Here is a 24030-nt window from a genome sequence, read left to right as displayed (position 1 = left end):
CGACTACCTCCTGTGCACGCGACTGGGCGTTCTGCTCGAATGATGGCCGTGGGCACGGAAATACATCCAGATCGCGATCACCAGGATCACGACCAGAACCGCACACGTGATGGCGATCGCCAGCTTGACCCTGCTCCACGGGCGATCGCCGGCAACCTCACCGGTGAGCCCGTTGATGGCGACCTGAAAGGGGCGGTTGCTGTACATGACCGTCAGCAGCCAGATCGGCAACAGAATGTGCTTGAAGCCCAGGTAATTCCAGGTGGTGCGCAGTTGGTGGATCCGCTGCCGGTCACCGCCGATGTCGGATCGGACCGTGCGCTCGACGGTCTGCTCCATCTCCTGCTTCGCCTCGGGCAGCGCCTGTTCGGCGTCTTTGTCGTAGGTGCGGCACAGGTGCCCGGCGACGAACTCCGGTGAGTAGGCCCGCGCCTGCTCGACCGGCCACGGCTCGAGCTGCTTGATTCGCTTGCGGTTGAGGTTCTCGCTGTCATTGGCCAGTACCGGCAGGTCGGCGAAGACGTTGTTGACCTGACCGGAGACGCGATACCACGAAGTCCGGGTTTCATAAATCGGGTCGCCGTCACTGTCGGTGCCGACCCGCTCTTGGTAGTCCACGCCGCGCTCGCCGTCGTACCAGGTGTCGGTGTTGGCGTCATAGGTGAAATACGCCGTGTACAGGCTGGAGAAGGCGCCGATCTCGCGGTACTTCTTGAAGTCGGTGGGCGCGAACCATCGCTTGGTGACCCACTTTTCGATGAGCTGGCGGGCCTGCTTCTCATCGATGCGGAACGGCACCACACCGTCTACCGGCAGCCGCGCCGGTGCATTGTGCACATCGTCACGTTGGATCGGCGTCGCGCAATAGGGGCACTTGGTCGCCGTCAGGCTGCCGGCGAATTCGGTTGTTCCGCCGCAGTTCTGACACTTGACCTCACGCATTCCGGAAACGTTGGGCCCCGCCTGGCCACGCTGAATCTCCCGCAGCTGGTGCATCGCGGTGCGCAATTCCCGTGATCTGACCGCAGTGTTGGGCGCGGTGACGTCGTAGTAGTTGCCGCAGTTGGGGCAGCGCAGCTTCTGGCTGGCGATGTCGAAGTTGAGCTGGCCGCCGCAGGACGCGCACGGGTAGGTGCGGGTCTGCTCGGTCTGGTGGAACATCGCGGCGCCGGCCGGAGGTCCGGCGAACGGCTGCATGGGAGGCGGGGTCGCCTGGGCTGGCGGGGCCTGCCGTGGCGGCAACGGCGGCGGCCCGGCCTGCTGTCGCGGCAACGGCGGCGGGCCGGCCTGCGGCCGGGGCAATGGCGGGGGGCCTGCGGGTCGCGGCGGAAGCGGCGGCGGCCCAGCTTGCCGCGGCGGCAGCGGCGGCGGTCCGCTCGGAGGGCGTGGCAACGGCGGCGGCTGCGGCGGACGGTGGCCGTGCGCGAGGTCGCCGGGGTCGTAACTCATTGCTGCGGAAGGGGTGGCGGCGTGCCGGGCAGCGGAGGCGGTGTGCTGAACAACGATTGCAGGGCCGGCACGCTCGATGCCGGGGCCCAGTTCGCCATGCCCTCGGTCCACACCACGGTGTCGCGGGTCAACTGACCGCTGGAGACGAAGGGCCGCAGCGCGCTGACGGGGTAGGGGCCGGCCGGCTGACCGCCCTGGTCGAAGTGGAACAGCTGCTGAGTCGGCAGCGGCGGGGGTGCACCCTGCATCGGCTGCTGGGTGGCCGCGAATTGTTGCGGCTGGGCTTGCGGCTGGACCGCATTTGCCATCTGGGCGCCCAGCGCGACCCCGAGTCCGGCCTGGATGGCTGAGCCGGCGGCGCCGCCGCCTTCGTTCTGGGCCGCGGCCAGCATCGCGTCGGCCCGCCGGGCCTGCTCGTAGCGGTTGAGATCGCCGACGTTGTTCAGGAAACCGCTTTCTTCCAGGCCGCGCGCGACACCGCGGGTCATCGCCTGCTGGATTTCCTCCGGCAGCGAGATCGTCATGGTGACCGCGTCGATCCCCAGGCCGAACGCCTGCACCCGTTGGGCGACGAACTCCCGCAGCTTGTCCGACAACTCCACCTGGCGGCCCTGCAGGTCGATCGCGCCCAGGCCGCTGCCCATCACCATGTCGTTGAACGCCAGCGCGATGTTGCGGCGGATCAACTCGGTGATCTGGTCCATGTCGACCACGCTCTGGGTGCCGAGTACCTGGCGCAGGAAGACGGTGGGGTCGGTGACCCGCACGACGGTGGTGCCGTTGGCCCGCACCTGCACCATCTTGAAGTCCGGATCCCGCACCGTCACGGGTTGCGGTGTGCCCCAGCGCAAGTCGGGATAGGGGCGGGTGTTGACGTAGTAGACCTCGGAACGGAACGGGCTGTTGAACCCATATTTCCAACCCTGCAGGGTGCCCAGAATCGGCATGTTCTCACTGGTGAGGGTGTAGTGGCCGGGGGTGAACTGATCGGCCAGCTGCCCGCGGTAGACGAACATGGCCCGCTGTCCCTCCCGGACGATCAGCTGGGCACCGTTCTTGATCTCGTTGTCATACCGTGGGAATCGCCATGCCAGGGTGGTGTTCGTGTCGTCGAGCCATTCGATGATGTCGACGAACTCGCCCCGGATCATGTCGCGCATGCCCATGGTGGTGGTCCCCTCCTCGGCGTTCAATTTCTCGGCGAATCTTACGCGGCGACGCGGTTGATCAGCTGGCAGTTACGGCAAAGCCTTGCTCCGCCGAAGCGGGCATCGGGCCCAAGAATCCAGGAGAGTTCTTGGAGGATTCTTGGAACGCCCGGGCTAGGCCGCGCCGGCGACGGTGCGGATGAGGTCAGCGGTGCGACCCGGCTGCTCGATCATCACCAGGTGCCCGGCGGGGGTGATGGTGACGTGTTCGGCGCCGAGGGTCTCGGCCAGCCGGATCTGCTGGGCGCGCCAGCGCCGGCTGCGCCAACCCGTGTGAGCCGTCGCCACCATGCGGCGAACCGGTGGCAGCGGATGACCGGCTCGCAGCCGGCACAACTCCGCCGCGAGCTCGTGGTATCCGACGTATTCGGTGAGCAGTGCGGTAACGAATCCGGATTCGCTTGCCGCGCCGCGTATTTCGGCACACATGGGCGCGTCGAGCCCTTCGGGGCGGCGTCGTTGGGCCAGTGTCAGGCCGGCGCGGGCCACGGGTTCTTGCAGGTGCAGGCGGCGCAGCAGCGTGGCGGTCGCCTCCGCGGCGGCGACCTTGGCGTGCAACGGCAATGCGAGGCGCCGCCGGTCGGAGGCGATGCTGGAATCCAGCAGCAGCAAGGCACGGGTGCGGCGCGGATACAGCCGCGCAAACGCTTCGGCGTAGAAGCCGCCGACCGAATGCCCCACCAGCACAGCATCATCGGCACCTCGCACGGCATCGAGGACGGCCGCGATCCGCTCGGCTTCTTGTCGTACCGTGCGAGGGCCTGGGGCGCGGGTCACCGGCGTACCGGGCCGGTCGAACCGCACCACGATGTGGTCGTGGGCCAGCTCGGCCACCGTGTCGCTCCAGTGCAGCGCGCGGCCGCCCAGGCCGCTGCACAACATCACCAGGGGGCCGGTGCCGCCGTCGACGAGGATGCGCACTCGATAACCGCCGACCTCGACTGCGGCGCGGTGACTCACGGGCCGCTTGCGCTTGGCGCCCGGGCGGTGCGCAGGGCGGCGTAGATCAGCCATGCGGCGAACGCCACCAGCTCCGCTCGTTGCGCGACGCCGACCATGCCGACGACGTCAGTGTGGTCGATGAGGATCGCCACACCGGTCCAGATCGCGGTTCCCACCAGTGCCGCCAACGTGAGCAGTCCCGTGCGCCGGATCGGCGGCGCGGAACCTTCGTAGAAATCGGCGATGGCGAACGCCAACAACGACGCGATCGCGGCGGCCAGCGCCATCCCGCTGCTCAGCCAGTGCAGCTGGTGGCTCAGCGGCACGATGCCCGAAGCCTCTCGGGCCGCGCAGGCGGCGTTGGAGCTCGGCGCGCACACCAGCGTCCAGACCGTGCTGTCCAGGCCCGTCGCGATGGCGAAAACCCCGAGCGCTCCCCAGCCCGCCTTGCTCCACCGGCCGCCGCGGACGCCGATCAGCGCGGCGACGGTCGCGATCAGCAGGACGACTGCGCAGGCCCGGTCGCACGCGCGAAACCACTCGCCGTACGGTTGGTCCGCCGCGGAGAGCTCGCTGATGTACATGTCGGGATCCGGCAGCAACGAGCGGGTGAAGTAGTTCTCGAGAAGCCAGTTGGAATACAGCACGGCACCGGCCACGGCGCCGGCGACGGCGACCCATCGCAGCACCGACGACCCCTCGTGACTGAGGTCGAGTGCCAGGACTGAGCGTGGCCGCACTGCCATGAGGCCATCATGCCGTGCCGGCGGCGCCGTGGTGGGTCTTCGAAAACCTCGGGCGTGCCGAGGGTCGCTACGCGAGGTCCGATTCGGCTTCGACGGACGTGTACTGACGGACACCGGTCTGCAGTGCCTTGCGCATCAGCTCCGGGTGGTGTTCGTACGGCGCGGTCGAATCGATGAACCGCTGCACGACCTCGACGAAGCGGTCCGGGTGATCGCCGTGTGGCATGTGCCCGGACTCCTCGAAGATCTCCAGGCGCGAGCCGGGGATCTGTTCGTGTGCCACCCGGGCGTGACTCGCCGGGATGATCAGGTCGTCCTCGCCCCAGATGATCTGCACGGGGAGGTCGTGCATCAGGTAGGTACGGTCCAGCATGGTGACGAACTGGCCGCGGGTGTCGACGACCGCGCGCAGGGTGCGCGCGAATGCTTCCACCGCGCCGGGCTTGCGCAACCCGCCCACCAGACGCGGCAGGCTGGCGACGTCGCGGGTGAGTCGGGTGGACCCCACGGCGTGCCCGACGGCACGACTGACCAGGCCCAGGGCGGGGACCGCGCCGGGCAGCCGCAGTGCGGCGAGCATCTCGGCGCCCATCGGCATCGCCGCGAAGCGCAGCGCCGCGCTCACCTCCTTGGTGACGCCGCCCGCGCTCACCAGCACCACGCGCTCCACGAATTGTGGGTACTGATAGGCGAATTGGGCTGCCAGACCGCCTCCCAGGGAGTGCCCGACCAGAGTGACCCGGTCGATTTCCAGGGCGGTCAGCAGGTCGCGTAGCCCGTTGGCGAAGGCGGCCAGTGAGTAGTCGGCGCGCGGCTTGTCCGATTCGCCGTGGCCCAGCATGTCCGGGGCGATGACGGTGAATCGTTGGGCAAGCTTGGCGTGCACCGGTTCCCACGTCGTTGAGCTGTCGCCGACGCCGTGCAGCAGCACGACGACCGGCCCCGAGCCGGCTATCCGGAATGCGCGGCGGTGGCCGTGGATGGTGCGGAACTGTAGCCTCGGCGCGGCGACATCCCGTACCGGCCGTAGGTGGCGGCGTGAACGGTTCGTCATGATCTCGCTCCCTCTGTGTGCGTCTCCTCCGCCGAAGCGGGGTATTGCGGAGAAGCTTGCAGGGGAGTTCTTGGAGAATTCTTGTAGGCGATCGGGGCCGGGGAGGGGCGGTCTCGTCGAGTCTGAAGATTTGCAGGCCTGTACTCGCACTTTTCCTGCAAATTTTCCGGCTCGGCGACGGGCGGCCGCTGCTGCGTGCCGGGGCTGGTCCGATCTTCGCGCCGGGGGCCCGCTAACCGACCTTGACCAGCGTGAAGCTGTTATGCGGGTTGGGGATGCCGCAGGGTGCGGAGCTTTCCAGGAAATCCACCCCGCCAGCCAGGGTGACCGGGTCCCACCATTGCCGGACGAGGACGGGATGGGTGCCGCCTCCCCAGGATGATCCGTTGTCGCCCAGGTAGTACGAGGGGCATGTGACGCCCTCGGGCACGGTCCGGGTCACCACATGGCGGCCGTTAATCAGCGGGGCGGTGAAACCGTGACCCGGAGCGGTGGTCACATGGGCCACGCAGTGGGGGGCGCAGGTCGTCGTGATGGCCCATGTGGACGCCGCGCCGGAGCCGTCGACGTACTCGTACACGCCCTGCGTGATGGGGACCTCGGCCCCGGCAGCCGGGGCCACGGCGAAAAGGCCGCCAATTATTAGCCCAACAGTTGCGACAGGCAAGTGCAACCTCATAGCGTCCCCCATCTGCCACGGCTTTGTTGCCTATGGACAGTATGGCTGAAGTGTATCGGCGAACTACCAGTTCACGGTCGATTCGCTGGCGTTCATACGGTATTCCTATGCCGGGCGGCGACGGCGACGCGCAATTGCGATCATCCCGCGCAAAATAAGTCAGGCGGGCGGTGTCGCCGAACGCGTGAACCCGCCGGTCAATGCCTGGTGGCCAGCTCAGGCGGTATTGGGGTCGGCCACCTGAACGTCCGGCGACACCTCACCGACGCGCGTCGCGGTGAACGGGATGACGATCGGCGGGCAGGGCGCCTCGAGTTGGGTGCTGACGCCCACGAATGTCCCGTCCGGCTTCACTTGAAACGAAAGCGTTTCCGTTCCCTGCTTCATGGAGTTGTTGCAGCTGAACATCTTCCACCGGGTCGCCACCCACTGGTCGCGGTTCTCGCGGAAGACGAGCGCACCCTCCTCGGGGGGTTGCAGCCAGGTAGGACCGATCGAGGTGTCCCATGCCGTCGCCACGCACCCCGACGGAGGGCACGCGGAGCGCATCGCTATCAACGTCGAATGCGAGCCGGTCGGCTTCGGGGCGCCGTCGACCGTTTGTTTGCTGCCGTCGAAGTCGAACCGGTAGGTGCCGTCGGCTAGTGCTGACGCCGAGGCGGTGCCGGGCACGATCAGCGCGACTGCCTGGCCGGAGGTGAGCGCGACCGTGGCTGCTAGAAGAATCCGAGACCTGGTCATGTTGTCGGCCCTCGTCGAATCGGCCCCCACTCTGATTGTGGGCGCGTGCGCGACCTATCACAAGGGTCGAGGCATCGGCCGGTGCGGTCACGGTGTCAGAGCCGCCAAATCTGCTCAGGCCCAACCCATTAGACACTATGCGACGCGGGAGTCAGTAACGGAATACGCAAGCCATCTCTTAACCAACGGCATGCGAATACGGCTTGCCGGCGCCGGCTCTCGTATGGTCGGTATGTGCTGATCGGATTGCTGCTCGCCCTGGGCTGCTCGGTGTGTTACGGGACGGCGTCGGTGTTGCAGGCCATGGCAGCCCGGTCGGTGGAGGCCGGCAGCGGGTCCGGTGTCGACGCCGTACTGCTGATGCGCGCCCTGCGGCAGTGGCGCTACCTCGTCGGCATCGGTCTGGATGGCCTCGGCTTTGTGCTCCAAGTTGCGGCGTTGCGGCTGGTGCCCATCTACGTCGTCGCCGCCGCCTTGGCCGCCTCGATCGCCGTCAGCGCCATTGTGGCCGCATGGCTGTTGTCGGCCCGTCTGGCGCCGGCCGAGTGGACGGCGGTGGGCGTGGTCTGTGTGGGCCTGGCGTTGCTCGGAATCGCGGCCGGACCGCAGGGCGACGGACACGGCCCGGCGGGATTGGCGTGGGCGCTGTTGGGCGTCGTCGCGGTGGTGTTCATTGCCGGAGCCGCGGCCGGTCGGTTGCCGGATCGCTCACGCGCACTTGCCCTCGGCTTCAGCGCGGGTACCGGCTTTGGCCTCGTCGAGGTGGGGGTGAACCTGATCGACTCGATCGACCCCACCAAGGCCTCCTTCTACGCCAACCCCGCCCTGTACGCCAGCGCCGCCGGTGGAGTCGCCGGTTTTCTACTCCTCACGTCGGCGCTGCATCGTGGATCGGTGACCACCGCCGTCGCGGGCATGGTGGTCGGCGAAACCGTCCTGCCCGCGCTCATCGGCGTGGCGTGGCTGGGCGATGAAACTCGCGACGGCCTCGGGTGGATGGTCGCCGCGGGCCTGGGGATTGCCGTGGCCGCGACACTGGTGTTGGCCCGGTTCGGTGAAGCCCCAAGCCCGGAGCCGGTATAGGCCCTCGGGCGACTTGAATCCGTCATGGCGAGAGGACAAGTCGATGGAGTGCAGCCGCTACGTCGATGTGCATCAGCCGGGTGTGCCGGGGGCACCACCCTGAAGTTCCTGCTCGAAGAGGTGAGTTCGCTCGGATGAGCCGTATCGTCGAAATCCCGGTTGCGGGTGGGCCTTATGCGTTGACCGCAGGGCCCGACGGGGCCATGTGGGTGACGTTGGTGCACAGCGGCGAGATCGCTCGCGTGACCGGTGACGGTAGCCTCGACGTGTATCCGGTTGCGCCGCAGAGTAAGCCGTCGATCATCGCCGCCGGTCCGGACGGCGCGTTGTGGTTCACCCGTTGTGGTGACGACCGGATCGGTCGGATCACCGTTGACGGCGACCGCACTGACTTCGAATTAACCAGTGGCAGTGCGCCGTTCGGTCTCGCCGCGGGACCCGACGGGGCCCTGTGGTTTACCGCGATGACGTCGGGGGTGGTGGGCCGGATCGACGTCGACGGGGTAGCCACGGACGTTGTCGCCCCCGGGGGCATGCCGTCCATGATCGCCGCCGGACCCGACGGCGCGTTGTGGTTCACCATGAATCAGGCCAACGCCATCGGCAGGTTGGAGCCGTCGGGCGACCTGACGCTCCGCGAGGTGCCGACCCCGCGGGCCGGTCCTGTCGGCATCGCCGCCACCCACGACGACGCCGTGTGGTTCACCGAGATACAGGCCGGCAAGCTCGGCCGCATCCCGGTCGATGACGCCATTCAGGAACTCGAGCTGCCCGGCAAGCCGCACGCGGTGGTCGCCAATCCCATTGGCGGCGTGTGGGTCAGCTTGTGGGGCTCCGACCAGATCGCCGGCGTCAGCGCCGACGGCGAGGTCACCGTGATCGACCTGCCGTCGGGCAGCGAGCCGCACGGGCTGGCGATCGGGCCCGACGGTGCGTTGTGGGTGGCGCTGGAGGCGGGTTACGTCATGCGCTTGCCGACGAGTTAACGCCTTTCCGGTCCTGCTCGTACGGCCTAACGTCCTGGTGCTCGCATAGCACCTTGAGAGGATGACTGTGTGGCAGGCGTGGACGTTCCGCGAAGCGTTCGTCGGCACCTGGGACCGCCGATCGAGTCTGACCGCACGACGGCCACCGGCAGACGACCACCGAACTGTTGACCGGATTCGACGAGTGTCGCCCCTGGGTCCGGCGACTAACCTCATAGCGGTGACGATGGGGCAGGATTTTGACACCATTTCCGCTGCGGAGATCCGGCGCGACGACAACATCGAATTCCCTGCGGGCAATCCAGAGGTGAAGTGGCACTTCGACGAGAACAGGGCAGCAAGGCCGCCGTGTGATCAGCCAGGGGTGCAGTGGTATGTCGAGGCGCTCGGAGAACCCATACTCGGCAGTCCGTTGGGCGATCTGTACACGTTCACGGTGAAAGAGGTCGGGGGGGCCGGCGCCGACGTCGAAGTCAAAGTAAGGGGCCATGTGCCCGTTCGCCGCTACCGGCGACAACTGGGCTAGGTCGATTGTCGGGTGCAAGCGCGCGGCTCACGCCGCATCGTTAACGCATCGACGCCTTTGTAGTACCCGGGGCGAAGGCCGACCTGGTCGAATCCCACGTCGCGGTACAGCGCGATGGCCGCTTCGTTGTCGCACCGAACTTCCAGATACACGACGCCGGCCGCGGCGAACTTCAGCAATTCGTCCAACAGTCGGCGACCGATGCCCTGCCCTTGGTGCGCCGGATCCACGCCGATATTGCGCACCTCGTAGAACGCCACGCCGGTGAATCCCGTGGAACCCAAGCGCGCGATGCCGCCGTAGCCGATCAGCGTCCCGGCCCTGCGCGCGCTCACGAAATAACCGTCCTTGCTGGCCAGCTCGCGTTCGAATACGGCCGCCGACCACGGCTCGTCGCCGGCGAATAACACGGCGTCCAACTCGGCGCATCTGCCGACGTCGGCCGGCAACAGCGCACCGATGACGAGCGGGTCCGCGTTCATCGCGTGGTGACGGCCGGTGTGGCCGGATGCGCGGTCGCGATCAACGTCATCCAGCTCATTTTTCGACCCTAGGCGCACAGTTGCCGGTCCTGCAGGCGAACGGCGGCCCCACTAACGACGCCTACCGGTGGCCCTTCAGGCGAAGATGCGCTGTGAGCAGTAAATTGTCGTATTGCGATCGTGACGGCATTGTTCCGTCGTGCGTTACACCGGCGAAGTCGGCCGCGATTTGTTCGGCGAGGCATTGCAGCTTCGTGTTGGTTTCTTGTGACCGCCACTTGAGCAGTTCAAAAGCAGCGACTTCATCGAGGCCGTAGATCAGCCGCAGCATGCCTTTCACCTGGTCGATACCGGATCGGCGGTCGGCAATGTACTCGACGGCTGCGCTGACCTGGTCTCTGTGCACCTGTTCCTCGCGGGTGAGGTCAACGTAGAAACCGTACGTGCCGATGACGCGGCCCTCTTCGTCGCGGAGTTCGTCACCAATGACGGTGACGTGGTGCACGTTCCCTTGCACGTCGCATATGCGGTGCCTGCTGCTGAATGCGCGCCGCGTCTGGCGGACCAGCTCGAAGGTGTCGGCGACCTGACGATAGTCCTCGGGGTGCTTGTGGGCGAGCACCAGCTGGGTGGTGGGGGTGACCATTCCAGGTTCGTATCCGTGCATTCTTGCGACTTGTGGGGACCATTCCCAACGGTCATCTTCGAAGTAATATCGGAATGACCCGACGATGGTAGGGCCACCATCGGCCAGTTTTTGCTCGATCCGTTCGCCGCCGATCAACCGGCTATACGGGACGCTGGTATCAGGTCGTCGCTGCACGGAATACCCCTCGGTGTGGAATATTCGTCTCGGGCTAATGCCACGCCCAACGCCGCGCAGCACTGAGCCATGAGGACCAGTGACCCTTTGACCAGGGGTGACGAGTAAATTTCTACACCCTGCGTTTCGCATTATTCAACTGTTGGGCCGTTGCGCGAAGCTCGTTCTTGGTTGTGTCGGCGCCTGCTCGACGCCGCCGGCCCGCGGGTGCTGTGCCTACCACATCCGTCAGACGCCGAACGCTGTCGGTGTTGGTGTTTGGCGGGTGTTGAATAACTCGAACTCGGGTATGCCTTTTGCCATGAGAACCGGACATCATCGACTGGCGGACGGTTCGCTGCTGCGGGTCGATAGGGAACGTGGCCGCTGGGTGGGGAGTCTGTACACACCGGACCTGCAAGTGAAGGCAGAGGTCGTCGGAAGTGACGCAGACGTTCAGGTGTGGGCCGACAACATCGAACGGCGGTGGCGCAGCTGGTCTTCGCCGAGTTCGGCAGCGTGACTGCGATAGCGACCGCTGTCGGCGTCGATCCGCCGATTCGGGTTTCGGCGACGCCGCCGATACCGTCACCGCCAGCCTGACGTGATCACCGACGCCTCCGCGCCGTTGTCGCACCAAATGGCGATTCAGGAGGGTTACGCCGGGTCAACAGGTTGCATGCTTATTGCACGATGCGACGCTTGACCTGGTCAGATGGTGCCCCCGGCAGGATTCGAACCTGCGGCCTTCTGCTCCGGAGGCAGACGCTCTATCCCCTGAGCTACGGGGGCGCACTAGCGGAACGCTGCGCCATTGGGCCCCGCCAGAGTAGCGCATCCCGGTGACCACCCGAGCACCGGCAACGGATTCGGGGCGCGGGGCACCCAGCCAATAGGATGGACGCTCGTGACCCCCGCCGACCTCGCTGAGCTGCTCAAAACCACCGCCACCGCGGTGCTTGCCGAGCACGGCCTCGACGTGTCCGCGTTGCCTCAGGCGGTCACCGTGGAGCGTCCACGCAATCCCGATCACGGCGATTACGCGTCCAACCTGGCCCTCCAACTGGCCAAGAAGGTCGGTGCCAACCCCCGTGAGCTGGCCGGATGGCTGGCCGAGGCGCTGACGAAGGCCGACGGCATCGCCTCGGCCGAGGTCGCCGGTCCCGGCTTCATCAACATGCGCCTCGAGGCCTCGGCGCAGGCCAAGATCGTCACCGAGGTCATCGAGGCCGGCGAGAAGTTCGGCCACTCCCAAATTCTCGACGCTCGAAAAGTCAACCTGGAATTCGTCTCGGCCAACCCCACCGGACCGATCCACATCGGTGGCACCCGCTGGGCCGCCGTCGGTGACGCGCTGGGCCGGCTGCTCACCACTCAGGGCGCCGACGTCGTCCGCGAGTACTACTTCAACGACCACGGTGCGCAGATCGACCGGTTCGCCAACTCCCTGGTCGCCGCGGCCAAGGGGGAGCCCGCCCCGGAGGACGGCTACGCGGGCACGTACATCAACGACATCGCCGCGCAGGTCCTGCAGAAGGCGCCGGAGGCGCTGAGCCTGCCCGACGTCGAGATGCACGAGACATTCCGCCAGATCGGCGTCGACCTGATGTTCGCCCACATCAAAGAGTCACTGCACGAGTTCGGCACCGACTTCGACGTCTACACCCACGAAGATTCGATGCACACCAGCGGCCGGGTGAACGAGGCCATCGCGAAACTGCGTGACACCGGCAGCATTTACGAGAAGGACGGCGCAACCTGGTTGCGCACCAGCGCTTTTGGTGACGACAAAGACCGCGTGGTGATCAAGAGCGACGGCATCCCGGCATACATCGCCGGCGACCTGGCCTACTACCTCGACAAGCGGCAACGCGGATTCGATCTGTGCATCTACATGCTCGGCGCCGACCACCACGGCTACATCGCCCGATTGAAGGCCGCCGCTGCCGCCTTCGGTGAGGACCCGGCCACCGTCGAGGTGCTGATCGGGCAGATGGTCAACCTGGTCCGCGACGGCCAGCCGGTCAAGATGAGCAAGCGCGCGGGCACCGTCATCACGCTCGACGACCTGGTCGAGGCCATCGGTGTCGACGCGGCCCGGTACAGCCTGATCCGTTCGTCGGTGGACACCCCGATCGACATCGACTTGGCGCTGTGGTCCTCGGCGTCCAACGAAAACCCGGTCTACTACGTGCAATACGCGCACGCCCGGCTCTCCGCGCTGGCCCGCAATGCCGCCGAACTCGGCCTCATCCCGGACACCTCCCATCTCGAACTGCTCACCCACGACAAAGAGGGCACCCTGCTGCGCACCATCGGCGAGTTCCCGCGGGTGCTCAAAACCGCGGCCTCCCTGCGTGAACCGCACCGCATCTGCCGGTACCTGGAAGACCTGGCCGGCGACTACCACCGGTTCTACGACGCCTGCCGGATCCTGCCGCAGGGCGACGAAGAACCCACCGACCTCAACACCGCGCGGCTGGCGCTGTGCCAGGCCACCCGCCAGGTTGTCGCCAACGGATTGGCCATCCTCGGAGTCAGCGCCCCGGAGAGAATGTGAACGTCCACCCCGCCGGACCCCGGCACGCCGAGGAGACCCGGCCCGCCAGCAGCCCGCCGCGCCCCCAGTCGCCCGAGGAGCTGTTACGGTTGGCGCCGAATGTGTGGCCGCGCAACACCATTCGGGGCGACGACGGCGTCGTCCAAATCGCTGGCGTCAAGCTGACCGATCTCGCCCGCGAATACGGCACCCCACTGTTCATCATCGACGAGGCCGACTTCCGCTCCCGCTGCCAGGAGACGGCTGCGGCATTCGGCGGTGGAGCCAATGTGCACTACGCCGCAAAAGCATTCCTGTGCAGCGAAATCGCCCGGTGGATCGAGCAGGAAGGGCTGTCTCTCGACGTTTGCTCGGGCGGTGAGCTGGCCGTCGCCCTGAACGCAGACTTCCCGCCGCAACGAATCACGTTGCATGGCAACAACAAATCCGTCTCCGAACTGACCGCTGCGGTGAAAGCCGGTGTCGGTCATGTCGTTCTGGACTCGATGATCGAAATCGAGCGGCTCGACGCGATCGCCGGCGACGCGGGGATCGTCCAGGATGTGCTCGTCCGTCTCACCGTCGGCGTCGAGGCGCACACTCACGAGTTCATCTCCACCGCCCACGAAGACCAGAAGTTCGGCCTTTCGGTGGCCAGCGGCGCGGCGATGGCGGCGGTGCGGAAGGTGTTCGCTGCCGACAACCTGCGGTTGGTTGGCCTGCACAGCCACATCGGCTCACAGATCTTCGACGTCGCCGGCTTCGAGATCGCCGCACACCGGGTCATCGGATTGCTGCGCGACGTCGTCGCGGAGTTCGGCGTCGATAGGACCACGCAGGTGTCCACGGTGGACCTCGGTGGGGGTCTGGGGATCTCGTACCTGGCGCCGGATGATCCGCCACCGATCGCCGAGCTGGCGGACAAGCTGAGCGCCATCGTGAGCAACGAGTCGGCGGCAGTCGGGCTTCCCACGCCCAGGCTGGTCGTCGAACCCGGCCGTGCCATCGCCGGCCCGGGCACCATCACCCTCTACGAGGTGGGCACCGTCAAGGACGTCGACGTGAGCTCCACCGCGAACCGGCGTTACGTCAGCGTCGACGGCGGCATGAGCGACAACATCCGGACCGCACTGTATGACGCCCAATACGACGTGCGGTTGGTGTCGCGGCTCAGCGATGCACCGGCCACCGGGGCCCGGTTGGTCGGAAAGCATTGCGAAACCGGTGACATCCTGGTGCGCGACGCGTGGGTGCCTGACGACGTGGGACCCGGCGACCTCGTCGCCGTGGCCGCGACCGGGGCCTACTGCTATTCCCTGTCGAGTCGTTACAACATGATCTGCCGTCCCGCGGTAGTGGCGGTGCGAGCGGGGGAGTCCCGTTTGATCCTGCGTCGCGAAACGGTCGACGATCTGCTGAGTCTGGAAGTGAGGTGACCCGTGCCCGGTGACGTGAAACCCGTCGGCGTGGCGGTGCTCGGATTGGGGGTGGTCGGCAGCGAAGTCGTGCGCATCATCAACGAGAGCGCCGGCGATCTGGCTGGCCGGATCGGCGCCCCGCTGGTGCTGCGCGGCGTCGGAGTGCGCCGTCTCGGGGGAGACCGTGGCGTGCCGCTCGAACTGCTCACCGACGACATCGACGAGCTCGTCTGCCGCGACGACGTTGACATCGTCGTAGAAGTGATGGGGCCCGTCGAACCGGCCCGCAAGGCGATCCTGGCCGCTCTCGCCCACGGCAAGTCGGTCGTGACCGCGAACAAGGCGTTGATGTCGGTGGCCAGTGGCGAGTTGGCGGCCGCCGCCGAAAAGGAAGCCGTCGACCTGTATTTCGAGGCGGCCGTCGCCGGCGCCATCCCGGTCATTCGCCCGCTGACTCAGTCACTGGCCGGCGACACCGTCCTGCGGGTGGCCGGCATCGTCAACGGCACCACCAACTACATCCTCTCGGAGATGGGCAGCACCGGGGCCGATTACCGACAGGCACTGGCCGATGCGAGCGCGCTCGGGTACGCCGAAGCCGACCCCACCGCCGACGTCGAGGGATACGACGCCGCGGCTAAGGCCGCGATCCTGGCGTCCATCGCCTTCCACACCAGGGTCACCGCTGACGACGTCTACCGCGAGGGCATCACCAAGATCACCCCGGACGACTTCGAGTCCGCCAAGTCGCTGGGCTGCACCATCAAACTGCTGTCCATCTGCGAGCGCATCACCACTGACGAAGGGCAGCAACGGGTTTCGGCGCGGGTCTATCCGGCGCTGGTACCCCTGTCGCATCCGCTCGCGTCGGTCAACGGCGCTTTCAACGCGGTGGTCGTCGAGGCCGAGGCTGCCGGACGGCTGATGTTCTACGGCCAGGGCGCCGGCGGTGCGCCCACCGCCTCGGCCGTCACCGGGGACCTGGTGATGGCGGCGCGCAACCGGGTGCTCGGCAGCCGGGGCCCGCGTGAGTCCCGTTATGCCCGGCTTCCCGTGGCGCCCATGGGATTCATCGAGACGCGCTACTACGTCAGCATGAATGTCGCCGACAAGCCAGGCGTGTTGTCCGCGGTGGCAGCCGAATTCGGCAAGCGCGAGGTGAGCATCGCCGAGGTGCGCCAGGAGGGCGTGGTCGACGAGGGCGGTCAGCGGGTGGGCGCCCGGATCGTCGTGGTCACCCACCGGGCGACCGACGCCGCGCTGTCGGAAACCGTTGAGGCACTGGCTGATCTGGATGTGGTGCAGAGCGTGGAGAGCGTGCTGCGGCTGGAAGGAACCGACGAATGAGCGCCCCACGGACGGCGATCCACCAGCCCTGGCCAGGCCTGATCTCGGCATACCGGGACCGGTTGCCGGTGGGGGACGACTGGACCCCGGTCACCCTGTTCGAAGGTGGCACCCCGCTGATCCCGGCGCCTCGGCTGTCGGAGAAGACCGGCTGCACAGTCCATCTCAAGGTCGAGGGCCTCAACCCCACCGGCTCCTTCAAGGACCGGGGCATGACGATGGCCGTCACCGACGCGCTGGCCCGTGGTCAGAAAGCGGTGTTGTGCGCATCGACCGGAAACACGTCGGCTTCGGCGGCGGCCTACGCCGCCCGGGCCGGCATCACCTGCGCGGTGCTCATTCCGACGGGCAAGATCGCCATGGGCAAGCTGGCCCAGGCCGTCATGCACGGCGCCAAGATCATCCAGATCGACGGCAACTTCGACGACTGCCTGGAACTGGCCCGCAAGATGACCAACGACTTCCCGACGATCTCCCTGGTCAACTCCGTGAATCCGGTGCGAATCGAAGGGCAGAAGACGGCGGCGTTCGAGATCGTCGACGCGCTCGGAACCGCACCCGACATCCACGCGCTTCCCGTCGGCAACGCGGGCAACATCACCGCGTACTGGCGCGGCTACAGCGAATACCACCGCGACGGCATCATCGACAAGCTGCCCCGGATGCTGGGCACCCAGGCCGCCGGCGCGGCGCCGCTGGTGCACGGTGAACCCGTGGCCAACCCCGAGACCATCGCCACCGCCATCCGCATCGGTGCGCCGGCGTCGTGGACGTCGGCGGTCGAGGCGCAGCAGCAGTCCAACGGGCGGTTCCTGGCCGCCACCGACGAGGAGATCCTCGAGGCGTACCACCTGGTGGCCAGCAGCGAGGGCGTCTTCGTCGAGCCGGCGTCGGCAGCCAGCATCGCCGGCCTGCTCAAGTCCGTCGAGGACGGCTGGGTGGAGCGGGGCTCGACCGTGGTGTGCACTGTCACCGGCAACGGACTGAAGGATCCCGACACCGCCCTACGCGACATGCCCCAGGTGTCTCCGGTCCCGGTGGACCCCGTCCTCGTGGTTGAGCAGCTGGGGTTGGGCTAGTGGGGCTTGGTTCGGCGGGCGCGGTGCTGCCCGCGGGGCTGGTGTCCAGCGCCGTCGTGTCGGCTTCCAGCGCCAACCTCGGCCCGGGTTTCGACAGCCTCGGTCTGGCTTTGAATCTGTGCGACGAGATCGTCGTCGAGACAACGGATTCCGGCTTGGTGGTGGAGGTAGCAGGCGAAGGCGCGGGCCAGGTACCACTGGGACCCGAGCATCTCGTGGTGCGGGCCATCCAGCGCGGCCTGCAGGCCGCCGGGGTCAGCGCCGCCGGGTTGGTGGTGCGCTGTCGCAACGACATCCCGCACTCCCGGGGCCTGGGCTCCTCCGCGGCGGCCGTGGTGAGCGGCCTTGCTGTCGTCAATGGCCTTGTGGCTCAGACGAATTCGAGTCCGCTCAGCGAAACAAAGCTGATTCAGCTGGCCTCGGAGTTCGAAGGTCACCCGGACAACGCGTCGGCCGCGGTGCTCGGCGGCGCCGTGGTTTCCTGGGCTGATCACAGCCGCGGGCGGCCGGTCTATTCCGCTGTCCCGCTGCGCCTTCATCCCGACATCCACTTGTTCGCTGCGGTTCCCGAGGAACGCTCGTCGACGGCCGAGACCCGCGTGCTGCTGCCCGCCCAGGTCAGCCACGAGGACGCGCGGTTCAATATCAGCCGCGTCGCGTTGCTGGTGGTAGCGCTCACCCAGCGGCCCGATCTGCTCGTGGCCGCCACCGAAGACGTGCTCCATCAACCCCAACGTGCACCGGCGATGCCCTCCTCGGCGGAATATTTGCGGCTGCTGCGGCGTCATAGTGTTGCGGCAACGCTTTCCGGGGCTGGTCCTTCGCTGATCGCGCTGAGCACCGAGCCGGAGTTGCCAGCTGAAGCGGTCGAGTACGGAACCGCGAATGGATTCATCATCAAGAAGATGACGGTCGGCGACGGAGTTCGCTGGAAGCCCGGCGTAACCGTCGCAGGTTGATCCACAGCGTGGCGGGCGGGTTTGCTTGCTTCCGGCCAGGAAGCGGGCTATCCTCGGACCCGTCCAGCAATTGCAGCATCTGCTCTGCACAAACTGCCTTGACGCTGAGACAACCACCAATTCTTCTCGTGAACGCGGTTCGCTGTTCGATCACCGTTTCAGAGTCGATTATTGGGCGCACTCAGCACATGCCTGAATGCTTGACCTGATGCAGGAATCCCCGTTTGACGTGATCGGCGGGGCAAGAAAGGAAATCCGTGACTGATACGGACCTCATCACGGCTGGCGAAAGCACCGACGCCGACAAGGTGTCGGACTCCGTGACCACAGACGCTTCCGATGTCTCGGACGTCAAATCCAACGCGCCGTCCAGCTCGCTGGCCACCATGGTGCTGCCGGAGCTGCGCGCACTGGCTAACAAAGCCGGCGTCAAGGGGACGTCGGGCATGCGCAAGAGCGAACTGATCGCCGCCATTGAGCAGAGCAGGGGACAGGCGAACGGCAAGTCGTCCGGCGACGCGGAGCCACCGCAGGAATCGGTGAAGGCCGAAGCGCCGGCCTCCAACCCCGCATCGGAGCCCCCCACCTCCCAGGTGACGGCACCCGAGGCGCCGCCCGCGGAGGCGGCCCCCGCACCGGAGCCGGATGCGGCGGAAACGCCGCGGCGGGAACGTCGCAGCGCGTCCCGACAGGCCGGAACGGCCGGCGGCAACCGGGGTGATAACACCGACGAAGCCGACAAAGAGCCGGCCCGAGACAAGGGCGAGCGTGGCCAGGGCGAGCGTGGGCAGGGTGAGCGCGGCCAGGGTGACCGCGGCCAGGGTGAGCGCGGCCAGGGTGAGCGCGGCCAGAAGCAGGACCGTACCGACGAGCGCTCCGCCGACTCCGGCAACGACCAGCAGCGTGGTGGTGGCGGCAATGCCGATGACGACGGCGACGGACGCCAGGGCCGGCGCGGACGCCGCTTCCGGGACCGCAGGCGGCGCGGCGAACGCACCGGCGAGGCCGGGGAGGCCGAACTGCGCGAGGACGACGTCGTACAGCCGGTCGCCGGAATCCTCGACGTGCTCGACAACTACGCCTTCGTCCGCACCTCCGGCTACCTGGCCGGTCCGCACGACGTGTACGTGTCCATGAACATGGTGCGCAAGAACGGCTTACGGCGCGGTGACGCGGTGACCGGTGCGGTGCGCGTCCCCAAAGACGGTGAACAGCCCAACCAGCGCCAGAAGTTCAACCCGCTGGTGCGCCTGGACAGCGTCAACGGCGGACCTGTCGAGGACGCCAGGAAGCGTCCCGATTTTCAGAAGTTGACGCCGTTGTACCCCAACCAGCGTCTGCGTCTGGAGACCACGCCGGACCGGCTGACCACAAGGGTCATCGACCTGATCATGCCGATCGGCAAGGGCCAGCGCGCCCTGATCGTCTCGCCGCCCAAGGCGGGTAAGACCACGATTCTGCAGGACATCGCCAACGCGATCACCAAGAACAACCCCGAATGCCACCTGATGGTCGTGCTCGTCGACGAGCGTCCTGAAGAGGTCACCGACATGACCCGTTCGGTCAAGGGTGAGGTCATCGCCTCCACCTTCGACCGGCCGCCGTCCGACCACACTTCGGTCGCCGAACTGGCCATTGAGCGTGCCAAGCGCCTGGTGGAGCAGGGTAAGGACGTCGTGGTGCTGCTGGACTCGATCACCCGGCTGGGCCGCGCGTACAACAACGCGTCGCCCGCCTCGGGCCGGATCCTCTCCGGTGGTGTCGACTCCACCGCGCTGTACCCGCCCAAGCGCTTCCTGGGTGCGGCCCGCAACATCGAAGAAGGCGGATCGCTGACCATCATCGCCACCGCGATGGTCGAGACCGGTTCCACCGGTGACACGGTCATCTTCGAGGAGTTCAAGGGCACCGGCAACGCCGAGCTCAAGCTGGACCGCAAGATTTCCGAACGCCGGGTGTTCCCGGCGGTCGACGTCAACCCGTCGGGCACCCGCAAGGACGAGCTGCTGCTCTCCCCGGATGAGTTCGGCATCGTGCACAAGCTGCGTCGGGTGCTGTCGGGTCTGGATTCCCACCAGGCCATCGACCTGCTGATGTCGCAGTTGCGCAAGACGAAGACCAACTACGAATTCCTGGTGCAGGTGTCCAAGACGACGCCGGGCAACATGGACAACGACTAACGCCGTTTCGTAACGATCTCGCCGAGCAGCGCCGCAACCACACCAAAGGCGAAGTACAGCGGAATCAACCACGGCGCGACGCCGAACAGGCCGTCGCTGCCGTGGGTGTAGCGAAACACGTCGATGACGACCAGGAAGACTTCGGCCGCGGGACCGACGATGGCGATCGCCACCGCGCACACGATGGCGGACCGATCACCGAGCACTGACCAGGTGATCGTCGCCAGGGTGCCGATCAGCACCGTGCTCACGAATGCCGGCGCCGTGTGCGCCAACGCGGTGATGGCGTAGGTGCCCACAACAGCTGCGACACCGCCCAGCCCCTGGCGCACCGTCACGGTCGGACGCGCCGCTCCGAGGTGCAGCCGCAGCTCGGCCAGCAGGACCGTGGCGACGCCAACGAGGGCGGGAAACCAGATCGGGCTGGTCCATACGAACGGGACCTGATGCGATGCCGGCAGGTACACCGTAGTCCCGGTCACCACATGACAGTGATCGCCGACGAGACCGGCGACGGCGCCGATGAGGAAAAGCAGAGCGATACCGGGTATCCGCAGTTGCATCAGCTTCTCTTACGGCAAGCCGGCCGCCATTGGCAACAGCGGGAATACGCATCCCCACCCCGGCGTTTAGGCTGACGTGGGTTGACCTGGCATAATCGACGGTCGATCACTCGGAACCAATTCAGGTTCGCGGTCCGGTCCGACCAGGGGGCCGCGGGTGGCAAAAGACGAAGAGGACAGCATGAAAACTGACATTCATCCCGCCTACGAGGAGACCACCGTGGTCTGCGGTTGCGGGAACTCCTTCACCACGCGCAGCACCAAGCCGGGCGGGCGCATCGTGGCCGAGGTCTGCTCGCAGTGCCACCCGTTCTACACCGGCAAGCAAAAGATCCTCGACAGCGGCGGCCGGGTGGCCCGCTTCGAGAAGCGCTACGGCAAGCGCAAGACCGGAGCCGACAAGTAGCTGCTTTCCCGACGCCCGAACTGTGCAGCCCAAAGCACAGGCCGGGCGTCGGTTCGCGTTCGGGGTCAAGCAGCAGTAGAGAGGTGACATGACGCAGCCGGTGCAGACGATCGACGTCCTGCTCGCCGAGCACGCAGCACTCGAGCAGGCGCTGGCCGACCCCGAACTGCACAGCAAGCCCGACGAGGCGCGCAAAGCCGGACGCCGCTTCGCGCGACTGGCGCCGATCGTCGCGACCCACCGCAAGCTGGTGTCGGCGCGCGACGACTTGGAGACCGCCCGCGAACTGGCCGTCGACGACGCATCGTTCGCCGACGAGGTCACCGAACTGGAGGCGCGCGTCACCGAGCTGGACACCCAACTCACCGACATGCTCGCCCCGCGCGACCCGCATGACGCTGACGACATCGTGCTCGAGGTGAAATCCGGTGAAGGGGGCGAGGAATCGGCGCTGTTCGCCGCCGACTTGGCCCGGATGTACATCCGCTACGCCGAGCGGCACGGCTGGACGGTGACCGTGCTCGGCGAAACCACCTCGGATCTGGGCGGCTACAAGGACGCGACGCTCGCCATCGCCAGCAAGGGCGACAGCGCCGACGGGGTCTGGTCGCGGATGAAGTTCGAGGGCGGCGTGCACCGCGTGCAGCGAGTCCCGGTGACCGAATCGCAGGGACGCGTCCACACGTCGGCTGCCGGCGTGCTGGTCTACCCGGAACCCGAGGAAGTGGGCGAGGTGCAGATCGACGAGTCCGATCTGCGCATCGACGTCTACCGGTCCTCGGGCAAGGGCGGGCAGGGTGTGAACACCACCGACTCGGCGGTGCGGATCACCCACCTGCCCACGGGAATCGTCGTGACCTGCCAGAACGAACGTTCGCAGCTGCAGAACAAGACCCGTGCACTGCAGGTCCTGGCCGCGCGCCTGCAGGTGCTGGCCGAGGAACAGGCGCTCGCCGACGCCTCCGCGGACCGCGCCAGCCAGATCCGCACGGTCGACCGCAGTGAACGCATCCGGACCTACAACTTCCCGGAGAACCGCATCACCGATCACCGGATCGGTTTCAAGTCGCACAACCTCGACCAGGTTCTCGATGGCGACCTGGATGCGCTGTTCGACGCGCTGAGCGAAGCCGACAAGCAGGCGCGGCTGCAGCAGGCCACATGACCGGGACAGTTCGGCACATCCGCGGCAAGCGACGATGCAGAGCGTAGCGATGAGGAGGAGCGGCGCCATGACCCTGCGGCAGGCGATCGACTCCGCGGCGGCGCAACTGGCCGAAGCGGGAATCGACTCCGCCCGCTGCGACGCCGAACAGTTGGCCGCCCACCTGGCCGGCACCGACCGCGGCCGGCTGCGATTCCTGGAGTCACCCGGTGAGGACTTCTTCTGGCGCTTCCAGCACGCCGTCGCCGCGCGGTCCCAGCGGGTGCCTCTGCAGCACATCATCGGGACCGTCGGATTCGGACCGGTGCAGCTGCACGTCGGCCCGGGCGTCTTCATCCCGCGACCCGAGACCGAGGCGATCTTGGAATGGGCTGTCGCACAACCGCTTCCGGCGCATCCGGTGATCGTCGACGCATGCACGGGCTCCGGCGCGCTGGCAATTGCGCTGTCGCGGTACTGGCCCGGTGCCCGGGTCATCGGCATCGACGACTCCACGGAGGCACTGGCCTACGCCCGCCGCAATGCCGAGGACACCGGCGTGGAACTGGTGCACGCGGACATCGGAACCGCCGGCCTGCTGCCGGAACTCGACGGCCGCGTCGACCTCTTCGTGTCGAATCCACCCTACGTGCCCGACGACGCAGTGTTGGAACCCGAAGTGACGCAACACGATCCGGCGCACGCGGTATTCGGCGGGCCGGACGGTATGGCGGTGATACCCACGGTCGTCGCGCGCGCCGCGAGGTGGCTGCGCCCGGGCGGTCTGTTCGCCGTGGAGCACGACGACGCCACGTCTACGCTGACCGTCGAATGCGTCAACGGAACGGGGCTCTTCGAAGACGTCGTGGCCCGCGACGACCTGGCTGGGCGGCCCAGGTTCGTGACGGCCCGGAGGGGGACCCGTGACTGACGTTTACGACTGCGCGGATCCCGACCAGCGGGCACGCGGAATCAGCGCTGCGGTCCGGGCGCTCAAGGCCGGTCGACTCGTCGTCATGCCGACCGACACCGTCTACGGCCTGGGCGCCGACGCTTTTGACAGCACGGCGGTCGACGCACTGCTGGCAGCCAAGGGCCGCGGTCGCGACATGCCGGTGGGTGTCCTGGTCGGCTCCTGGCACACGATCGAGGGCCTGGTCTACGGAATGCCCGACGGTGCGCGCGACCTGGTCCGGGCGTTCTGGCCGGGCGCGCTGAGTCTCGTTGTGTTACAGGCGCCGTCGTTGCAATGGGACCTCGGCGACGCGCACGGCACGGTGATGCTGCGGATGCCGCTGCATCCGGTCGCCATCGAGCTGCTGCGCGAGGTGGGACCGATGGCGGTGTCCAGCGCCAACGTCTCCGGCCAGCCTGCCGCGGTCGACGTCGAGGAAGCGCAGCGCCAACTCGGCCCCCGCGTCGACGTCTATCTCGACGGCGGGACTGCCGCGCAGCAAGCCGCCTCCACGATCGTCGACCTGAGCGGAAACGCCCCGCGCATCCTGCGCGAGGGGCCAGTCAGCACGGCGCGGGTCGCCGAGGTGCTCGGTGTCGACCCGGCCAGTCTGCTCGGCTAGCGCCCTCGACCCGCCGAGCGTGAACTGACGGCGAAAATCGGGCCGGCAAATTCATACGGTCATTGCAACAACATGGATCTTAGGAGTTGCAATGCCAAGTGGTTACCCGCATCCGCCGGC

At 67.1% G+C, this 24030-nt stretch carries 23 protein-coding genes and 1 tRNA gene; 13 read left to right on the top strand and 11 right to left on the bottom strand.

Annotated features, from left to right (window positions below; translation table 11 throughout):
• Nucleotides 1-3 precede the first annotated feature (3 nt).
• The 7 genes from AWC08_RS21625 to AWC08_RS21595 all read right to left on the bottom strand — a co-directional run bounded on the left by AWC08_RS21625 (nucleotide 4) and on the right by AWC08_RS21595 (nucleotide 6819).
• Nucleotides 4-1449 (bottom strand): hypothetical protein, encoded by a 1446-nt coding sequence (locus tag AWC08_RS21625; protein ID WP_232007820.1) that lies wholly within the window; start codon nucleotides 1447-1449, stop codon nucleotides 4-6.
• Nucleotides 1446-2642, bottom strand: a complete 1197-nt coding sequence (locus AWC08_RS21620; protein ID WP_232007819.1) for an SPFH domain-containing protein — start codon at nucleotides 2640-2642, stop codon at nucleotides 1446-1448. The genes AWC08_RS21625 and AWC08_RS21620 overlap by 4 nt, the downstream gene beginning before the upstream one ends.
• A 129-nt stretch (nucleotides 2643-2771) precedes the next feature.
• Nucleotides 2772-3671, bottom strand: coding sequence for an alpha/beta fold hydrolase (locus tag AWC08_RS21615; RefSeq protein ID WP_082986541.1), 900 nt, complete (start codon nucleotides 3669-3671; stop codon nucleotides 2772-2774).
• Nucleotides 3614-4345 carry a DUF998 domain-containing protein gene (locus AWC08_RS21610; protein WP_082986537.1) on the bottom strand — a complete coding sequence of 244 codons (732 nt, stop codon included), beginning with the start codon at nucleotides 4343-4345 and terminating at the stop codon, nucleotides 3614-3616. The genes AWC08_RS21615 and AWC08_RS21610 overlap by 58 nt, the downstream gene beginning before the upstream one ends.
• A 67-nt stretch (nucleotides 4346-4412) precedes the next feature.
• Nucleotides 4413-5399, bottom strand: coding sequence for an alpha/beta fold hydrolase (locus tag AWC08_RS21605; protein ID WP_069433322.1), 987 nt, complete (start codon nucleotides 5397-5399; stop codon nucleotides 4413-4415).
• A gap of 232 nt (nucleotides 5400-5631) precedes the next feature.
• Nucleotides 5632-6066 (bottom strand): hypothetical protein, encoded by a 435-nt coding sequence (locus AWC08_RS21600; protein ID WP_142283718.1) that lies wholly within the window; start codon nucleotides 6064-6066, stop codon nucleotides 5632-5634.
• Nucleotides 6067-6294: 228 nt separating this feature from the next.
• The gene (locus AWC08_RS21595; protein WP_065135614.1) at nucleotides 6295-6819 is read right to left on the bottom strand and encodes an Rv2253/PknI dimerization domain-containing protein; all 525 of its coding nucleotides are present in this window, start codon (nucleotides 6817-6819) and stop codon (nucleotides 6295-6297) included.
• Between the two features lie 234 nt (nucleotides 6820-7053).
• Between AWC08_RS21595 and AWC08_RS21590 the strand changes: the two genes are divergently transcribed.
• From AWC08_RS21590 to AWC08_RS21580, 3 genes are all read left to right on the top strand, one after another.
• Nucleotides 7054-7902, top strand: a complete 849-nt coding sequence (locus tag AWC08_RS21590; RefSeq protein WP_065135613.1) for a DMT family transporter — start codon at nucleotides 7054-7056, stop codon at nucleotides 7900-7902.
• A gap of 134 nt (nucleotides 7903-8036) precedes the next feature.
• Nucleotides 8037-8888, top strand: coding sequence for a Vgb family protein (locus AWC08_RS21585; protein ID WP_065135612.1), 852 nt, complete (start codon nucleotides 8037-8039; stop codon nucleotides 8886-8888).
• Between the two features lie 220 nt (nucleotides 8889-9108).
• Nucleotides 9109-9414 carry a hypothetical protein gene (locus tag AWC08_RS21580; RefSeq protein ID WP_156781360.1) on the top strand — a complete coding sequence of 102 codons (306 nt, stop codon included), beginning with the start codon at nucleotides 9109-9111 and terminating at the stop codon, nucleotides 9412-9414.
• Here the strand turns inward: AWC08_RS21580 and rimI are convergent.
• The 3 genes from rimI to AWC08_RS21560 all read right to left on the bottom strand — a co-directional run bounded on the left by rimI (nucleotide 9411) and on the right by AWC08_RS21560 (nucleotide 11490).
• Nucleotides 9411-9896: a ribosomal protein S18-alanine N-acetyltransferase gene (gene rimI, locus AWC08_RS21575; protein WP_065135653.1), complete on the bottom strand. Its 486-nt coding sequence runs from the start codon at nucleotides 9894-9896 to the stop codon at nucleotides 9411-9413. The two genes, AWC08_RS21580 and rimI, sit on opposite strands and share 4 nt — an antisense overlap.
• A 121-nt stretch (nucleotides 9897-10017) precedes the next feature.
• Entirely contained in the window at nucleotides 10018-10680 is a 663-nt protein-coding gene (locus tag AWC08_RS21570) for a PAS and ANTAR domain-containing protein (RefSeq protein ID WP_065135610.1), read from the bottom strand.
• Between the two features lie 734 nt (nucleotides 10681-11414).
• Nucleotides 11415-11490 (bottom strand) — tRNA-Arg (locus tag AWC08_RS21560).
• Nucleotides 11491-11605: 115 nt separating this feature from the next.
• On the opposite strand from AWC08_RS21560, the gene argS reads away from it, so the two are divergent.
• The 6 genes from argS to rho all read left to right on the top strand — a co-directional run bounded on the left by argS (nucleotide 11606) and on the right by rho (nucleotide 20220).
• Nucleotides 11606-13258 (top strand): arginine--tRNA ligase, encoded by a 1653-nt coding sequence (gene argS, locus AWC08_RS21555; RefSeq protein WP_065135608.1) that lies wholly within the window; start codon nucleotides 11606-11608, stop codon nucleotides 13256-13258.
• Nucleotides 13259-13338: 80 nt separating this feature from the next.
• Nucleotides 13339-14673, top strand: a complete 1335-nt coding sequence (lysA, locus tag AWC08_RS21550) for a diaminopimelate decarboxylase (protein ID WP_232007822.1) — start codon at nucleotides 13339-13341, stop codon at nucleotides 14671-14673.
• Nucleotides 14674-14676: 3 nt separating this feature from the next.
• Nucleotides 14677-16002, top strand: a complete 1326-nt coding sequence (locus AWC08_RS21545) for a homoserine dehydrogenase (protein ID WP_065135606.1) — start codon at nucleotides 14677-14679, stop codon at nucleotides 16000-16002.
• Nucleotides 15999-17081, top strand: coding sequence for a threonine synthase (gene thrC, locus AWC08_RS21540; RefSeq protein WP_069433320.1), 1083 nt, complete (start codon nucleotides 15999-16001; stop codon nucleotides 17079-17081). Before AWC08_RS21545 ends, thrC begins: the two co-directional genes overlap by 4 nt.
• Nucleotides 17081-18040, top strand: a complete 960-nt coding sequence (gene thrB, locus AWC08_RS21535) for a homoserine kinase (RefSeq protein ID WP_232007818.1) — start codon at nucleotides 17081-17083, stop codon at nucleotides 18038-18040. Before thrC ends, thrB begins: the two co-directional genes overlap by 1 nt.
• Before the next feature lie 257 nt (nucleotides 18041-18297).
• Nucleotides 18298-20220, top strand: coding sequence for a transcription termination factor Rho (gene rho / locus AWC08_RS21525; RefSeq protein ID WP_069433319.1), 1923 nt, complete (start codon nucleotides 18298-18300; stop codon nucleotides 20218-20220).
• Here the strand turns inward: rho and AWC08_RS21520 are convergent.
• Nucleotides 20217-20783: a diacylglycerol-binding protein gene (locus AWC08_RS21520; protein WP_069433318.1), complete on the bottom strand. Its 567-nt coding sequence runs from the start codon at nucleotides 20781-20783 to the stop codon at nucleotides 20217-20219. The genes rho and AWC08_RS21520 overlap by 4 nt on opposite strands.
• Nucleotides 20784-20964: 181 nt before the next feature.
• On the opposite strand from AWC08_RS21520, the gene rpmE reads away from it, so the two are divergent.
• The 4 genes from rpmE to AWC08_RS21500 all read left to right on the top strand — a co-directional run bounded on the left by rpmE (nucleotide 20965) and on the right by AWC08_RS21500 (nucleotide 23910).
• Nucleotides 20965-21189 (top strand): 50S ribosomal protein L31, encoded by a 225-nt coding sequence (gene rpmE, locus AWC08_RS21515; protein WP_065135651.1) that lies wholly within the window; start codon nucleotides 20965-20967, stop codon nucleotides 21187-21189.
• Nucleotides 21190-21277: 88 nt separating this feature from the next.
• Nucleotides 21278-22354, top strand: a complete 1077-nt coding sequence (gene prfA, locus AWC08_RS21510) for a peptide chain release factor 1 (RefSeq protein WP_065135602.1) — start codon at nucleotides 21278-21280, stop codon at nucleotides 22352-22354.
• A 67-nt stretch (nucleotides 22355-22421) separates the two neighbouring features.
• Nucleotides 22422-23264: a peptide chain release factor N(5)-glutamine methyltransferase gene (gene prmC / locus AWC08_RS21505; protein WP_082986534.1), complete on the top strand. Its 843-nt coding sequence runs from the start codon at nucleotides 22422-22424 to the stop codon at nucleotides 23262-23264.
• On the top strand, nucleotides 23257-23910 hold the full coding sequence (locus tag AWC08_RS21500; protein ID WP_065135600.1) for an L-threonylcarbamoyladenylate synthase: 654 nt from the start codon (nucleotides 23257-23259) through the stop codon (nucleotides 23908-23910). The genes prmC and AWC08_RS21500 overlap by 8 nt, the downstream gene beginning before the upstream one ends.
• Nucleotides 23911-24030 lie beyond the last annotated feature (120 nt).

The organism is Mycobacterium gordonae, from assembly GCF_002101675.1.
GTDB classification, from domain to species: domain Bacteria; phylum Actinomycetota; class Actinomycetes; order Mycobacteriales; family Mycobacteriaceae; genus Mycobacterium; species Mycobacterium gordonae.
This window is presented reverse-complemented; position numbering and strand designations above follow the sequence as displayed.